Below are 15667 nucleotides of genomic sequence, written 5' to 3'. Positions count from 1 at the left end.
CTGCCCCTATGCCGGAAGGGGGCGGCCATGGCTTCCCTCTCGAAGGCGCACACGGCCCTCGCCGCGCTGCGCGAGGATCTGACCGGCGACGTGTTCGCCCCGGGGGATCCGGGGTACGACGACGCCCGGACGGTCTTCAACGCCATGATCGACCGGCGTCCGGCGGTGATCGCGCAGTGCGCGGACGAGGCCGATGTCGTCCGTTCCGTGCTCTTCGCCCGTGGGCTGGACCTGAAGATCGCGGTGCGCGGCGGCGGCCACAGTGTGGCGGGGATGGCGCTGAACGACGGCGGTCTGGTGATCGATCTGCGCCGGATGCAGGAGGTGACCGTCTACCGGGCGGCCCGGTCGGCACAGGTCCAGGGCGGGGCCCTGATGAGCCATCTGGACCGGGCGACCCAGCCGTACGGGCTCGCGACCACCGGCGGGCGGGTATCCACCACCGGGGTCGGCGGCTTTGTGCTGGGCGGCGGCAGCGGCTGGCTGGAGCGCTCCTGCGGCCTCGCCGTCGACAACCTCGTCGACGTCGACCTGGTCACCGCCGACGGTACCGCCGTGCACGCGAGCGCCGACCAGAACCCGGAGCTGTTCTGGGCCCTGCACGGCGGCGGCGGAAACTTCGGCGTCGTCACCTCGCTCACCCTGAGACTGCACGAGCTGCCCGCGTTCTCCATGGCCCTCGTGCTGTACCTGCCGGAGTTCGGCCGGGAAGCCACCCGCACCTACCGCGATGTGATCGAGGAGGGCCCGGTCGAGGCGAGCGGCGGGATCATCTACCTCACCGGCCCGCCCGAGGAGTTCGTGCCGCCCCACCTGGTCGGACAGTTGCTGTGCGGTGCGCTGCTGACGTACGCGGGCCCCGAGGAGGACATGCGCAAGCTCGCCGAACCCCTGCTCGCGCTGCCGCACGCGTCGGCGATCGTCTCCGCGATCCCGTACGCCGACCTCCAGTGCATGATCGACGATCCGCCGGGCCGGCGGAACTACTGGTCGGCGGAGTACCTGACAGGCGCACCGGACGACTTCGTGGACGTGTTCTGCGCGGCGGCGGACTCCATGCCGGTGCCGACCGGCACCCAGCACGTGCTGTTCCCGTACGGCGGCGCTGTCGCCGACGGCCCCCACGACTGGCCCGTCCCCTACCGGGACGCCCCGTGGGCCGTCCACCCCTTCGGCGTCTGGGAGGACCCGGCGGACGACGAGCGCTGCACCCGGTGGGTCCGCCGCGTCCGTACCGACGTCCGGCCGTGGAGCACCGGCGCCGTCTACCTCAACTTCATCGGCGACGAGGGCGCGGAGCGCGTGATCGCGGGCCTGGGCGCCGAGAACACGCGCCGGCTGGCATCCGTGAAACGCCAGTACGACCCGGACAACGTGTTCCGTTTCAACCACAACATCGTTCCGTCGTAGGCGAGCCGCTGATGCCGCTGACGTGCAGGTCGTCATCCGTACACAGGTGCGGGTAGCGTCCGCTGCATGGACAGCCGTACGGACAGCCGTTTGGAGACCCAGGGCGCCGGCATCACCGTGCAGCGAGCGCTGGAGCTGCCGGGGCTGCGCAGCGGGCTGCCGGAGATCCTGGCCGGGGCCGACCGGCTGCGGCGGACCGTGCGGTGGGTGCACGCGGGTGAGGTCCCGCACATCGCCTCGCTGCTGAAGGGCGGCGAGCTGCTTCTGACGACCGGGTACGGGCTCGGCACCCGTCCCGCCGAGCAGCGCGCGTTCGTCCGTACCCTCGCCGAGCGGGGCATCGCGGCGCTCGTCGTGGAGCTGGGCCCCCGCTTCACACGGCTGCCCGCGGCCCTCGTGGAAACGGCCCGCTCGACCGGTCTGCCCCTGGTCCAGCTGCACCGCGAAGTGCCGTTCGTGGCCGTCACCGAGGAGATCCACACCGAGATCGTCAACGGCCACTACGCGCTGCTCCAGCGGGCCGAGGAGGTCCACCGGCGCTGCACGGAGGCCCTGCTGGGCGGCGGCGGTGTCCCACAGGTCCTCGGCATCCTGGCCGACTTCAGCGGCAACCCGGTGTTCCTGGAGACCGCCGACGGCCGGCTCCTGTACGCCGCCGGAGCCGGCCCCGAGGGCGCCGACCCGCTCCAGGTGTGGGAGGGCCTGCGCGCCCAGCACAAGGACACGCCCCCGCCCGCCGGTTCCGCGCTCGTCGACGTTCCCGGCGGCGGCCCCGGCACCGGCTCGGTCCGCGCCCGCCTGGTCCTTCTGCCCGTCCTCGAACCGCTTGCCCCCGTGCACCGCATCGCCGCCGAACGGGCCGCGGGCATCCTGGCCGTCGTCCTGATGCAGGCCCGCCAGGAGGAGGAGCTGGCGGCGCGTGGCCGCGGCGACTTCCTCAACGACCTCGCCGAGGGCCGTATCGACGCGGAGGCGGCGCCCGCGCAGGCCCGCGTCCTCGGCTTCAAGCCCGGCGCCGGCCCGCTGCTGCCGGTGGTGATGCGGATCGGCGACACCCTGGCACCGGGCGGAGGCTGGGCGGTGCTGGCCCGCGCGGTCGCGGAGGAGCTGGCGTCGGTGGGTGTGCCGGTGCTGCTGGGCGTACGGCCGGTCGAGGGGCGTGTACCGCTGCTGGTGGGCCTGCGTACGGAGTCGGAGCGCCCGGCGGTCGCCGACCGGGTCGCGGCGGCGCTGCGGGCCGGTGTGGAACGCGCCGGGATGCAACGCCCGGGCGCCCAGCCGCCGGTCGTCGTGGTCGGGGTCGCCGGCGGCTGGGCGGCGGCCTCGGCGGGCCTGCGCCACGCGGCGGAGACGGCGACGGCGGGCCAGGGCCTGCCGGACCGCCCCTGGTACGACGCCCGCCGTCTGGACATCGACCTGCTTCTGTGGCGTCTGCGCGACCACCCGGACCTGGGGGCCTTCGTGGACCGTGCGATAGGCCCGCTGCGCGCCCACGACGACCGCTCCAAGCCTCCGCTGCTGCCCACGCTGGAGACCTACTTGGCCCACGCGGGCCGCAAGGCGGAAACGGCCCGTGAACTCCACCTCAACCGTCAGACCCTCTACAACCGCCTCGCGCGGATCGGGGAGTTGCTGGGCACGGACCTGGACGACCCGCAGACGGTACTGGCGTTGAGCCTGGCGCTACGGGCCCGCAGGCACGTGACCTGAACCCCGGGCAGTCCTGTCAGGGCAGCGGGCGAGGCTGCGTGAACTCGTCGTAGACAGTCAGTACTTGGGCGACGGTCTCGTCCTCGGTGGGCCAGGTGGCGATCTGCCGGACGCCCCGCTCCCGGAGGAGTTCCTGGCGCTCCGGGTCGCCGAGGAGCCGTACCACGGCTTTGCCGAGCGCCACCGCGTCGCCGTACGGAACGAGTTCGGCCGCGTCCCCGACCAGCTCCGGAACGCCTCCCACCGCGGTCGCGACGAGCGGCACGCGCGCGTGGAGTGCCTCCTGCGCGAGAGCGGACCGCGACTCCCAGCGGCTGGGCAGGAGTGCGAGATCGGCGGCGCCGAGCAGTTCGCTCACGTCGTCGCGGCGCCCGATGAGGCGGACCGGCAGCCCCTCGCTCTCGATGCGGCCCTGCAGCTCCGCCCGCAGCGGCCCCTCCCCCGCGATCACGAGGAGCGGCTCGGGATCGAGGTCACGCCACGCGTGTACCGCGTCCAGCAGGACGTCGTACCCCCGGTGCCGGTCGAGGGAGCCGACGGCCATGAGCAACGGACGGTCCGTGGCGCCGAGTTCGGCCCGTGTCTTGGACCGCTCGGCTTCGTCGCACTCCATGGACCCGCGCGGCGCGGACAGGGCCACGGCGGACAGCCGGGCGTCCCGGGCCCCGCGCCTCCGGGCCCGGTCGACCAGGTCGGAGGAGGTCCCGAGGACGACGGCGGCGGCCTTCACGACCCGTCGCTCCAGCACCCTCAGCAGGTGGGCGCGCGGCCCCTCGGCGTACGCGCGGTTGTGCCAGGTGACGACGAGCGGGGTGCGGCGCCCGCCGAGCGCGAGAGCGGCCCGGAAGGAGGCGTGCAGCCCATGCGCGTGCACGAGGTCGGCGTTCGAACAGGCCGCGCGCAGCGCCGCCACCGAGCCGGGGTCGCTGCTGCGCGGAATGGGCACGTGTTCGGCACCGGCGCCGGTGAAGTCGTAGGCCTCGTCGGCGTCGGAGGGGGCGCACACGGTGACGCGCACGCCTCTCGCAACGAGCCCCGCGGCCAGCGAACGCACGTGCGCGCTGCTGCCGGCGTTGCCGCCGCCGAGCACCTGCACGGTGCGCAGCGGCGACTGACCGTGCGGTGAGTGGCTGGTCACGGGGCTCACGTGGCCGGGGGCTCCTGGTTCGGCGTCGGGCGGTCACGAAGAATGGACACGGAGAAACGTACAGAAGGATGGGGCGGAAGGGGTGTACCGCGCGGCTTCCTCCGTGTACGGGTGGTTTTCCGTACCGCTTCAAGGATGCCAGTACGTACGGGTGTTCCGAACCAGGGAGGGGGGCGAAGGGTCACTCACACGAGTGAGAGAGACCCCACTGAACGCCAACTGTTCAAGCGTCAGCCGTCCGAACGGGCCGCCGCCAGCAACTCCTCCGCATGCGCCCGCGCCGTCTGCGAGTCCTCCTGTCCGGCCAGCATCCGCGACAGCTCCCGTACCCGCTCCTCGCCCTCCAGCACCTTCACACCCGACCGGGTCACCGACCCGTCGTTGGTCTTCTCCACCAGCAGCTGCCGGTCGGCGAACGCGGCGACCTGCGGCAGATGCGTCACGACGACGACCTGCGCGCTCTTGGCCAGCCGGGCCAGCCGCCGCCCGATCTCCACGGCCGCCTTACCGCCCACACCGGCGTCGACCTCGTCGAACAGATAGGTGGGCACCGGATCGGTCCCCGCGAACACGACCTCCACGGCCAGCATCACGCGCGACAGCTCACCCCCGGACGCGCCCTTGGCGATCGGCCGGGCGGGCGCCCCCGGATGCGGGGCGAGCAGCAGTTCGACCTCGTCGGCACCGGACGGCCCGTAGGCGACCGTACGTCCGCCGACCTCGACGCCCTCAGCATCCTCGGTCTGCCGGATCTCGAACGACACGCGCGCGTGGGGCATGGCCAGCGACGCCAGCTCGGCGGTCACGGCGGCCGCGAACCGCTCGGCGGCCTCCGTCCGCGCGTCCGTCAGCGCCTGTGCCATCCCGCTCAGTTCACCGCGCAGCGCGTCCCGCTCGGCGGTCAGCTCACCGATCCGTTCGTCGTCGCCGTCGAGTTCGAGCAGCCGCGCGGCGCCCTCCTCGGCCCAGGTGAGCACTCCGGTCGCGTCGGAGCCGTACTTCCGCGTCAGCGAGGTGAGCGCGGCCCGCCGTTCCTCGACGGCCGCCAGCCGCAGCGGATCGGCGTCCAGGTCGTCGGCGTACCCCGCCAGCTCCCCGGCGACGTCGCCGAGCAGGATCCCGACCTCACCGATCCGGTCGGCGAGCGCGGCCAGGGCCGAGTCGTGCGACCGTACGGTCTCCAGGGCCCGATGGGCGCCCGCGACGAGCGTGGCGGCGTCAATGCCCTCGGGGTCCTCGGGGTTGCCGGCGAGGGCGGCGTGGGCGACGGTCGCGGCCGAGGCCAGCGCCTCCGCGTGCCCGAGCCGCTCCGCCTCCTCCGCCAGCTCGGTGTCCTCACCGGGCCGCGGCTCCACAGCGGCGATCTCGTCGAGCCCGTACCGCAGCATGTCGGCTTCCTGGGCCCGTTCACGCGCGCGCGTGGTGATCTCGTCCAGCTCGGCGGAGACGGTCCGCAGCCGCCGGTAGGCCTCCCCGTACTTGGCGAGCGGCGCGGCGACCGCGTCCCCCGCGTACCGGTCGAGCGCCGCCCGCTGCCGGGACAGTTTGAGCAGCCCCTGCTGGTCGGTCTGCCCGTGCACGGCCACCAGTTCGTCGGCCAGCTCGGCCAGCACACCCACGGGCACGGAACGCCCGCCCAGGTGCGCCCGCGAACGCCCCTCGGCGGAAACGGTACGGCTGATGAGCAGCGCCCCGTCGTCCAGCTCGGCGCCGGCCTCCTCGGCCCGTACGACGGCCGCCCCGCCCGGGGGCACGGTGATGCGCCCCTCCACGACCGCGTTCCTGGCCCCGATCCGCACCAACGCCGCATCAGCCCGGCCACCGAGCAGCAACCCCAGGCTGGTCACGACCATGGTCTTACCCGCACCGGTCTCACCGGTCACGGCGGTAAAGCCGGGCGACAGCTCGACGACCGCATCGTCGATGACGCCAAGCGACCGTATCCGCATCTCCTCCAACACGAACACGACCATACGAGGTCGGCCGCCCCATGTGCGACGCCCCCCACCTCGAATGAGAGAACCCGCAGGTAACGAATGACAACCGGCCTTCACATATCACCCAGGGGAGTGGCCGGACGGAAGGGGCTCGGGGAACTGCGCGACAAGCCACGACGCACCCGCACCCGCCGACGAATCCGAGCCACCCCCTCAACCGGCGTCAGTGAGGCGCCCCCCGCCACCCAGAAACAGGCAGCGCGAACTTCGCCACCAGCCGGTCAGTGAACGACGCATGGTGCAGCCGGGCCAACCGCACCGGCACGGCCCCCCGCCGAACCTCCACCCGCGCCCCGGGCGGCAACTCCATCGTCCGCCGCCCGTCACACCACAGAACCCCCGGAGGGATGTGCGGCAGAACCTCCACGGCAAGCACGGAATCCGGCGAGGTCACCAACGGCTTCGCGAACAACGCGTGCGCACTGATCGGCACCATCAGCAGCGCCTCCACCTCGGGCCACACCACAGGCCCACCCGCGGAGAAGGCGTAGGCGGTCGACCCGGTGGGCGTCGACAGACAGATCCCGTCACACCCGAAGCCGGTGACCGGCCGCCCGTCGATCTCCAGCACGACCTCGAGCAGTTTCTCCGCGGACACCTTCTGCACGGCCGCCTCGTTCAGCGCCCAGTCGGTGTGCACGATGTTCCCGTTCTGGTGCACGACGACGTCGATGGTCATCCGTTCCTCGACCTCGTACGCCTTCGTCACCACCCGGTCGACAACCTTGTCGAGGTCGTCGCGCTCGGCCTCGGCGAGGAAGCCGACGCTCCCGAGGTTGACGCCGAGCATCGGCACCCCGGACGCCCGGGCGAACTCGGCGCCGCGCAGCAGCGTGCCGTCGCCGCCCAGCACGATGAGCAGCTCACACCCGTCGAGGCACTGTGGCGTGGCCTCCTCGATCAGCTCCACTTCCGGTGGCAGCGGCAGGTTGGCCGCCTCCGCCGAGAGCACCCGCACCCCGAGCCCGGAGCGCACCAGCCCCTCGACCACGAGTTCGGCGCTTCTGATAGCGGCCGGCCGCCCGGTGTGGGCAAGCAGGAAAACAGTACGAGCTCGGGTCTGAGTCAACGAGGCCCCTCCGCCACTGCACGGTCAACGTCGGCCGGGTTGAGTTCGGGTGCGCCGGCCCGCAGCCACAGAAAGTACTCGACATTCCCCGACGGCCCGGGCAGCGGGGAGGCGGTCACGCCTTGCACGCCCAGCCCCGACTGTCCGGCGCGGGAGGCAACTCCGCGTACGGCCTCGGCACGCAGCTCGGGACTGCGTACGACTCCTCCACTGCCCAGCCGTTCCTTCCCCACCTCGAACTGTGGCTTGACCATCATCACCAGATCGGCGTCGGGCGCCGCACACCGCGCAAGGGCGGGCAGCACGAGACCGAGCGGGATGAAGGACAGATCCCCCACGACAAGATCCACTGGTTCCCCATCGATCGCTTCGAGCGTCAACTCGCGTACGTTCGTACGGTCCTTGACGGTGACGCGTTCATCGTTTCGGAGAGACCAGGCGAGTTGTCCGTACCCCACGTCGACGGCGACGACGTGTGCGGCACCGGCGCGCAGCAGAACGTCGGTGAATCCGCCGGTGGACGCGCCGGCGTCCAGCGCCCGCCGTCCGCCGACCTTCAGCCCCTGCGGCACGAAGACCTCCAGGGCGCCCGCGAGTTTGTGGCCGCCCCGGGAGACGTACTCGGGATCGTTGTCGTCGGCCACGACGACGATCGCCGCGGCGGTCTCCACCTGGGTGGCGGGCTTCGTCGCGACGGTCTTGCCGACGGTGACCCGCCCGGCGGCGATCAGCTGGCTCGCGTGCTCGCGCGAGCGGGCCAGCTTCCGCCGCACCAGTTCGGCGTCCAGGCGACGGCGTGCCACTCCTGCCACGTTCGGTTCAGCTCCTGTTGACGTACGTCGATGGGGGCGCCGGAAGTCCCGGGCGGGCGTCGAGCGCGGTGAGCGTGTCACGCAGCCCCCGGTGTACATCCTCGTACACCTCGACATGACCGTCCGTGGCGAGGTGGTCGGCGTCACCGAGCCGGTCGAGCAGGGCGTCGACGCCGGCGTTGCCGGTCGGTGCCCGGGAGGCGTTCAGCGGGGCCGGGGCGCCGGGGTCGTCCGCGGGTTCGTGGTCGGGCCCGGCGCCCGTCTCCGCGGCCGCATCCGGAACCGGTGTCTCCGCCGGGCCCTCGGCCGGTGGCACTGAGTCGTTCATGCCCCGACGCTACCGCGAACCGCTGAGGTACCGTCGTTCGCGATGGCCACGACTGAGGAGTGCCGCAACGCACTCGACAAGCTCTCGGACAACTTGGCGGGCGGCAGCGGGGACGTACGCGAGGCGGCGGCCCTGGACCGCTCGCTGAGCTGCCATGTCACCGATCTGGACGTCACCTTCGCGGGACGGCTGCGAGGCGGCCGTATCGAGGTCCGGGACACTCTCCAGGGCCCGCCCCGGGAGAAGGCCGAGATCCGGCTCGCCATGTCCGGCGACGACCTGGTGGCGATGGTCGCCGGCGAGCTGCACTTCGCGAAGGCGTGGGGCTCGGGCCGGGTGAGACTGGAGGCGGGCCTGCGGGACCTGTTCCGCCTCAGGACGCTTCTGTAGTCACCCGGGTACGGGCCTTGCGCGCTGCGGGCACCACCAGCGGCGTCCCCGTCTCCGGATCGTCGATGACCTGGCAGCGCAGCCCGAAGACCTCCTCTACCAGCCCGGCCGTGACGATGTCGCCCGGCGCGCCCTCGGCGATGACCGCGCCCTCGCGCAGGGCGATGAGATGGGTGGCGTACCGGGCCGCGTGATTGAGGTCGTGCAGTACGGCGACCAGGGTCCGCCCCCGCTCCTCGTGCAGCTCGGCACAGAGGTCGAGGACGTCGATCTGGTGCTGGATGTCCAGATAGGTCGTCGGCTCGTCGAGCAGCAGCAGCGGTGTCTGCTGGGCGAGCGCCATCGCGATCCACACGCGCTGCCGCTGGCCCCCGGAGAGCTCGTCGACATAACGGTCGGCGAGTTCGGCGACGCCGGTCGACTCCATGGACTCCCGTACGATCCGCTCGTCGTCGTGGGACCACTGCCGCAGGATGCCCTGGTGCGGGTACCGGCCGCGGCCCACCAGGTCGGCGACGGTGATCCCGTCAGGCGCGAGCGACGACTGCGGCAGCAGCCCGAGGGTCCGCGCGACCTTCTTCGCGGGCATCGACTGGATGGCCTGCCCGTCGAGCAGCACCCGGCCCCCGCTCGGCTTCAGCATCCGCGACAGGGCCCGCAGCAGCGTGGACTTGCCGCAGGCGTTCGGGCCGACGATGACCGTGAAGGAGTTGTCGGGTATCTCCACCGACAACTGCTCGGCGATCACACGCTGGTCGTAGGCGAGGGTCACGTTCTCGGCGGACAGGCGGTTCACGGTGTTGGTGCCCTTCTTGACGTTCTCGTTCGCTGAGCCGCTCCTTGAGCCGCTCTTTTCCGGCTCGCCCCGCTTGCTCATATCCGGCCGGCCTTCCGCTCGGTGACCAGCAGCCACAGCAGATACACCCCGCCGAGCACACCGGTCACCACGCCCACGGGCAGCTGATCGGTGCCGAAGAGGCGTTGCGAGGCCCAGTCGGCCACGATCAGCAGGGTGGCGCCCATGCACATGGAGGGCACCAGGTTCGGGCCCGGCGAGCGGGTCAGCCGCCGGGCGAGCTGCGGCGCGGTCAGCGCGACGAAGCCCACGGGGCCCGCGGCGGCCGTCGCGGCCGCGGTGAGCAACACGGCGGCCAGCATCAGCACCAGTCGTACGCGCTCGACGCGCACCCCGAGGGCGTACGACACGTCGTCGCCCATCTCCGTCAGCCGCAGCCCCCGCGCGTTCGCGAGCACCACGGGTACGAGGACCGCGCACAGCCACAGCAGCGGCCAGACCTGGTCCCAGCCGCGCCCGTTGAGGGAACCGGTCATCCACACGACCGCGCGGGCCGCGTCGACGAGGTCGGCCTTGGTGATCAGGTAGCCGTTGACGGCCGTGACGACCGCGGAGACACCGATGCCGACGAGCACCAGCCGGTACCCGTGCACGCCCTGCTTCCAGGCCAGCAGGTAGATGGCGAGCCCGGTCACCAGCCCCCCGACCAGTGCCCCGAGGGTGACCGCGCCCGCGCTTCCGGAGAACAGCACGATCATGACCAGCGCACCGGCCGTCGAGCCCTGACTGAGGCCGAGCACATCCGGACTGCCCAGCGGATTGCGGGAGATGGACTGGAAGAGCGCGCCGCCCAGCCCGAGCGAGGCCCCGACCAGCAGCCCGACCAGGACGCGCGGCAGCCGCAGCTGGTTGACGATGAACTCCTGGCCCGCGTTCCCGTCGCCCAGCAACGTCTTCAGTACGTCCCCGGCCGGGATCGGGAAGTCGCCGGTGCCGATCAGCACCACGCTCGCGGTGAGCACGGTCAGCAGCAGCGCCACGACGACGACCAGCGCGCGCACGTCCAGCCGGACGGAGAGCCCGCCCGGGGTTCGTACGACTCGGCCCGCGCGGACGGGTCGCCGGGCGGGCACGACAAGGTTGCTCTTCACAGCTGGGCCGTCCTCCGCCGTCGTACGAGAAAGATGAAGACCGGGCCGCCGATGACCGCGGTGACGATACCGACCTGGAGTTCGGCGGGCCGGGCGACGATCCGCCCGATGACATCCGCGCCGAGCAGCAGCACCGGCGACAGGACGGTCGCGTACGGGAGGATCCAGCGCAGATCGGGCCCGGTGAAGGACCGTACGACGTGCGGGACCATCAGCCCGACGAAGCCGATCGGACCGCAGGCGGCGGTCGCGGCCCCGCACAGCACGGTCGCGGCAGCCATGGACAGCGCGCGGGTGCGGTTCAGGTTGGCGCCGAGGGCGCGGGCGGTGTCGTCGCCCATCGCCACGGCGTTGAGCGGCCGGGCGAGCAGCAGGGCGAGGACCGTGCCGACCACGATGAACGGCAGGACCTGCGTGATGGTGTCGTCGGTCGCCGAGGCCAGCGAACCGACCGTCCAGAAGCGCATCCTGCTGAGCGCGGCGTCGTCCGTGATCATCACGGCCTGGAGATAGCCGTAGAGCGCGGCGCTGATCGCGGTGCCCGCGAGGGCGAGCCGCACGGGCGTGGCCCCCCGGCTGCCACCGAGGAACCAGACCAGCGCTCCGACGGCGGCGGCCCCGAGGAAGGCGAACCACACATAGCCGTTGAGCGAGGTGACGCCGAAGAAGGTGATGGCGGTGACGACTGCGGCCGACGCGCCCGCGTTGATGCCGAGCAGCCCGGGATCGGCCAGCGGATTACGGGTCAGCGCCTGGAGAACCGCGCCGGACAGCCCGAGAGCGGCACCGGCGAGCACCCCTAGGAGAGTCCGCGAGACCCGCTCGCCGACGACGACGTCCCCATAGGTCCCCGAGTTCTGGAACAGCCCGTGCCAGACCTGTTCCAGGGAAAGCTCTTTCGCGCCTATCGCGATGCTCGCAAGGGCGACGAGCAGCAGGATCCCCAGGGAGACGAGGAGTCCGACGGCCCGTATCGCCTGACGTTTCGGGGGCGCGGGGGCGGTCTCCGCGCGCTGGTGAGGAGGACTGTCGACAAACACGAGGTTAGGTTAGCCTACCCTCTGAAAAGCCTCGTTACCCGTCCACGAGGACGCCCCGAGACACGCTCCCTCACAACCCCAGCCGCGCCAGCGCCTTCCCCCCGTCCAACGCGCACACGCCGTCACCGGCCGCCGTCCAGGCCGCCGCGCACAGCGCGCGAAGCCCGTCGAGCGCCTCCCCGTCCCCTTCCAGGTCCAGCCTCTCCTCACCCGCCGTCGCCGACCACCCCCCGCACCGGAAACCACCGGCGTCCGTCTCCGTCACCTCCGGCTGCCCGGTCAGCATCCCCCTCAGGTCGGCGTCGACATAGGTGGGCCGGTGCTGCGGCGGCGCCGCCAGCAGCTGCGCGCCGTCCGTCACGCCGGTGAGCACCAGCAGCGAATCGACCTCCCCGTTGAACGCGCCCTCGATGTCCGTGTCCAGCCGGTCCCCGACGACCAGTGGCCGCTCGGCGCCGGTCCGCAGCACCGTCTCCCGGTGCATCGGCGGCAACGGCTTGCCCGCCACCTGCGGTTCGGCCCCGGTCGCGATGCGCACGACCTCGACGGCGGCCCCGTTGCCCGGCGCGATCCCGCGCGCGCCGGGAATCGTCAGGTCCGTGTTGGACGCGAACCAGGGCATCCCTCGCGCGATGGCATAGCACGCCTCCGCGAACCGTCCCCAGGGCAACTCGGGCCCGCCGTACCCCTGCACGACCGCCACCGGCTCGTCCTCAGCCGACTCAACGGGCTCCAGCCCGCGCTCGCGCAGCGCCACCCTGAGCCCCTCGCCCCCGATCACCAGCACGCGCCCGCCCGCCGGCACCTGGTCGGCGATCAGCCGGGCCACTGCCTGCGCCGAGGTGATGACGTCCGAGCCCTCCGTCGCTATGCCCAGCTCGGTGAGGTGCGCGGCCACGGCGTCCGGGGTGCGCAACGCGTTGTTGGTGACATAGGCGAGCCGCATACCGCCGTCCCGCGCGACACCGAGCGACTCGACGGCGTGCACGATCGCGCTGCCTCCCGCGTACACGACCCCGTCGAGGTCGAGCAGCGCCGTGTCGTACGCCTCACTGAGGGCGCGGGCGCTGCCCTCGGGCCGCGTCCTGACGGTCTGGCTCATTGTGCATCGCTCCTCGTTCGACCGGCTTTCCCCCGATCATCCCCCATGCCACTGACAGCCCTACGATGCACCAATGAACACTGCAGGTCCCGCGGACGTACCGGCTCGCATGGGCCTTCAACTGACCCCCTTCCGGGGCCTGCGCTACGACCCCGACCGGGTCGGCAGCCTGGCCGCCGTGACCTCTCCGCCGTACGACGTCATCGTGCGACCGGACGGCCTGATACACCTCGAATCGGCCGACCCGCACAACATCGTCCGGCTGATCCTCCCCCAGGCGGCGACCCCGTCCATCCGCAACGAACAGGCGGCTGACACCCTCGACGACTGGCTGTCCGAGGGCATCCTGACCGCCGACCCCGAACCCGCCCTGTACGTCTACGAACAGCGCGACACGACCGGCCACCTCCAGCGCGGGGTCATAGGCGCCCTGCGCCTGTCGGAGCCGTCGGAGGGCGTCGTCCTGCCGCACGAGGACGTCATGCCGCACGTGGTGGCGGAACGGGCGGCCCTGATGCGCGCCACCTACGCGAACCTGGAACCCCTCCTCCTGACCTACCGGAGCGACGACGCCCCCGCAGCGTCGCCGTACACCACGAGCGCGGTGGTCGAACGCACGGCCGACTGCCCCCCGTTGCTCGCGACGACCACGGAGGACGGTTTCGGGCACCGCCTCTGGGCGATCACCGACCCCGCCGAACTGGCCGGGATCCAGGCGGACCTGGCACACCATCAGGCCCTCATCGCCGACGGCCACCACCGCTGGGCGACGTACCTGCGTCTACGCGCGGAGCACCCGTCCCCCAGTCCCTGGGACCACGGCCTGGTACTCCTGGTGGACACCGCCCGCTATCCCCTGCGCGTCCGCGCGATCCACCGCCTCCTGCACGGCCTCCCGGTCTCCGAGGCACTGGCAGCCCTGGCGGACCACTTCCGGGTACGTCACCTGGAAACCCCGCTCCCCGAAGCGCTCACCGCCCTCGCGGAGGCGGCCACCGCGGGCAACGCCTTCCTCCTGGCCGGCGACGGCGCCTTCCACCTGGTGGACCGCCCCGACCAGGCCCTCCTGGCCCGTACGATCCCGGCCGACCGTCCGCAGGCCTGGCGCACCCTGGACGCGACGGTCCTGCACGCCACGCTCCTCGACCACATCTGGCACATCCCCGAGGACTCACCGGCGCACATCGCGTACATCCACGACACGGCGGCAACCGTGGAGAAGGCGGAACAGGACGGCGGAACGGCGGTCCTGATGCACCCGGTCCGCGAGGAGGTCGTACGAGACCTGGCCCGCCAGGGCGTCACGATGCCCCGCAAGTCGACGTCCTTCGGCCCCAAGCCGGCCTCGGGCCTGGTACTGCGCACCCTGGCGTCCTGAAACGCAGAAGGGCGGGACCCCCTGACCGGGATCCCACCCTTCACCGATTACCGCAGGTCAGCGCTGGTCGCCCTCGGCATCGTCCGAAGCACTGCCGTCGCTTTCGCCGTTGTCGGCGGCGGACTCAACCGATCCGACAGCCTCGGCGGACTCGGTCTGGACAGTCTCGACGGCCTTGTCGTCAAGCTCGCCCGCATCCTCGTCCGTGTCCTCGCTCTCGTCGAAGGCGTCGACGAACTCCACCCCGTCCAGCTCGGCGAGCCGGTCCGAGGCGTTCGTGCTGCCGTCCTTGTCGGACTCGACGGCCTTGGCGAACCACTCCCGCGCCTCGTCCTCACGCCCGGCGGCCAACAGCGCGTCGGCGTACGCGTACCGCAGCCGCGCGGTCCACGGCTGCACGGAGTTGGAAGCCAGTTCGGGGCTCTGCAGGGTCACGATGGCCGCGTCGAGCTGGTCCATGTCACGCCGGGCGCCGGCCGCGACGAGCCGCATCTCGACCTGCCCCGCCTTGTCCAGCTTGTGAACCTCGGGCGCCCCAGCCATGTCGAGCGCCTTTTCGGGCCGCCCGAGCCCACGCTCGCAGTCGGCCATGACGGGCCACAGTTCGACGTTCCCGGTCATACGCCGGGCAGCCCGGAACTCGGCCAGTGCCTCGCTGTACTTCTGGGTCGCGTACGCGGCGAACCCGGCCGCCTCTCGTACGGCGGCCACACGCGAAGCCAGTCGCAGAGCCACCCGCGAGTACCCGTAAGCACCCTCGGGGTCCTCGTCGATATGCCTGGCGACCATCACCAGGTTCTTGGAAACCTCTTCCGCGAGCCCCTTGGGCAGGCTCATCAGCTCCTGGCGTACGTCCTTGTCGATCTCGTCGCCCGTGACGTCCTCGGGGATCGGCAGCCGCTTGATCGGCTCCCGGTCCCGGTCACGCTCGTCACGGAACCCGCCACCGCGCCGGTCGTCACGCCGGTCATCGCCCCGACGGTCGTCACGTCCACGGAAACCGCCGCCGCCACCGGGCCGACCTCCACGGTCGTCACGCCCCCGGAAGCCACCGCCGCCTGCGGGACGGCCACCGCGATCGTCGCTCCGGCCACGGAACCCACCGCGATCGTCGTCCCTGCGGACAAAACCGCCGCGCTCACCCCGGTTGTCGTCCCGGCCACGGCTGTCGTCCCGACGGAAGCCGCCACGGTCACCTTCACGGCGGTCGTCATCACGCCGGAAGCCACCACCGGCGGCGGGACGGCCACCACGATCATCGTCACGGCGGAACCCACCACCCGCGGGACGGCCACCACGATCGTCACCACGGTTGTCATCACGACGGAACCCACCAC

At 72.0% G+C, this 15667-nt stretch carries 14 protein-coding genes and 1 pseudogene; 5 read left to right on the top strand and 10 right to left on the bottom strand.

From position 1 onward, the window contains the following. Positions 1–27 precede the first annotated feature (27 nt). On the top strand, positions 28–1410 hold the full coding sequence (locus RB628_RS23410; RefSeq protein WP_318322482.1) for an FAD-binding oxidoreductase: 1383 nt from the start codon (positions 28–30) through the stop codon (positions 1408–1410). Between the two features lie 66 nt (positions 1411–1476). Then, positions 1477–3120 (top strand): PucR family transcriptional regulator, encoded by a 1644-nt coding sequence (locus RB628_RS23405; protein WP_318322481.1) that lies wholly within the window; start codon positions 1477–1479, stop codon positions 3118–3120. A 16-nt stretch (positions 3121–3136) separates the two neighbouring features. Here RB628_RS23405 and RB628_RS23400 read toward each other — a convergent pair whose 3' ends face one another. The 5 genes from RB628_RS23400 to RB628_RS23380 all read right to left on the bottom strand — a co-directional run bounded on the left by RB628_RS23400 (position 3137) and on the right by RB628_RS23380 (position 8473). Beyond that, positions 3137–4267 carry a glycosyltransferase family 4 protein gene (locus tag RB628_RS23400; protein WP_318322480.1) on the bottom strand — a complete coding sequence of 377 codons (1131 nt, stop codon included), beginning with the start codon at positions 4265–4267 and terminating at the stop codon, positions 3137–3139. A 230-nt stretch (positions 4268–4497) separates the two neighbouring features. Next, positions 4498–6240, bottom strand: a complete 1743-nt coding sequence (recN, locus tag RB628_RS23395; RefSeq protein ID WP_318322479.1) for a DNA repair protein RecN — start codon at positions 6238–6240, stop codon at positions 4498–4500. 187 nt (positions 6241–6427) lie between these two features. After that, a complete protein-coding gene (locus tag RB628_RS23390; protein ID WP_318322478.1) occupies positions 6428–7333 on the bottom strand; it encodes an NAD kinase in 906 nt (301 codons plus the stop codon). After that, positions 7330–8145 carry a TlyA family RNA methyltransferase gene (locus tag RB628_RS23385; protein ID WP_318322477.1) on the bottom strand — a complete coding sequence of 272 codons (816 nt, stop codon included), beginning with the start codon at positions 8143–8145 and terminating at the stop codon, positions 7330–7332. The genes RB628_RS23390 and RB628_RS23385 overlap by 4 nt, the downstream gene beginning before the upstream one ends. A gap of 7 nt (positions 8146–8152) precedes the next feature. After that, on the bottom strand, positions 8153–8473 hold the full coding sequence (locus RB628_RS23380; RefSeq protein ID WP_318322476.1) for a hypothetical protein: 321 nt from the start codon (positions 8471–8473) through the stop codon (positions 8153–8155). 42 nt (positions 8474–8515) lie between these two features. On the opposite strand from RB628_RS23380, the gene RB628_RS23375 reads away from it, so the two are divergent. Beyond that, positions 8516–8863, top strand: a complete 348-nt coding sequence (locus tag RB628_RS23375; protein ID WP_318322475.1) for a sterol-binding protein — start codon at positions 8516–8518, stop codon at positions 8861–8863. Here RB628_RS23375 and RB628_RS23370 read toward each other — a convergent pair. From RB628_RS23370 to RB628_RS23355, 4 genes are all read right to left on the bottom strand, one after another. Beyond that, on the bottom strand, positions 8847–9740 hold the full coding sequence (locus tag RB628_RS23370; protein ID WP_318322474.1) for an ABC transporter ATP-binding protein: 894 nt from the start codon (positions 9738–9740) through the stop codon (positions 8847–8849). The two genes, RB628_RS23375 and RB628_RS23370, sit on opposite strands and share 17 nt — an antisense overlap. Beyond that, a complete protein-coding gene (locus RB628_RS23365; protein WP_318322473.1) occupies positions 9737–10810 on the bottom strand; it encodes a FecCD family ABC transporter permease in 1074 nt (357 codons plus the stop codon). The genes RB628_RS23370 and RB628_RS23365 overlap by 4 nt, the downstream gene beginning before the upstream one ends. After that, on the bottom strand, positions 10807–11850 hold the full coding sequence (locus tag RB628_RS23360; RefSeq protein WP_318322472.1) for a FecCD family ABC transporter permease: 1044 nt from the start codon (positions 11848–11850) through the stop codon (positions 10807–10809). Before RB628_RS23360 ends, RB628_RS23365 begins: the two co-directional genes overlap by 4 nt. Before the next feature lie 70 nt (positions 11851–11920). After that, the gene (locus RB628_RS23355) at positions 11921–12952 is read right to left on the bottom strand and encodes an HAD hydrolase-like protein (RefSeq protein WP_318322471.1); all 1032 of its coding nucleotides are present in this window, start codon (positions 12950–12952) and stop codon (positions 11921–11923) included. 73 nt (positions 12953–13025) lie between these two features. On the opposite strand from RB628_RS23355, the gene RB628_RS23350 reads away from it, so the two are divergent. Further along, positions 13026–14330, top strand: coding sequence for a DUF1015 domain-containing protein (locus tag RB628_RS23350; protein ID WP_318322470.1), 1305 nt, complete (start codon positions 13026–13028; stop codon positions 14328–14330). Positions 14331–14387: 57 nt separating this feature from the next. Here RB628_RS23350 and RB628_RS23345 read toward each other — a convergent pair whose 3' ends face one another. Then, entirely contained in the window at positions 14388–15167 is a 780-nt protein-coding gene (locus RB628_RS23345) for a tetratricopeptide repeat protein (RefSeq protein ID WP_318322469.1), read from the bottom strand. Here RB628_RS23345 and RB628_RS23340 point away from each other — a divergent pair. Beyond that, a pseudogene (locus RB628_RS23340) lies at positions 15105–15667 on the top strand (hypothetical protein); the annotation flags it as partial. The gene RB628_RS23345 and the pseudogene RB628_RS23340 sit on opposite strands and share 63 nt — an antisense overlap.

Source organism: Streptomyces sp. ADMS (assembly GCF_033441795.1).
GTDB lineage: Bacteria > Actinomycetota > Actinomycetes > Streptomycetales > Streptomycetaceae > Streptomyces.
Note: the sequence above shows the minus strand (reverse complement) of the source record. Positions and strands in the feature narration are given on the sequence as shown.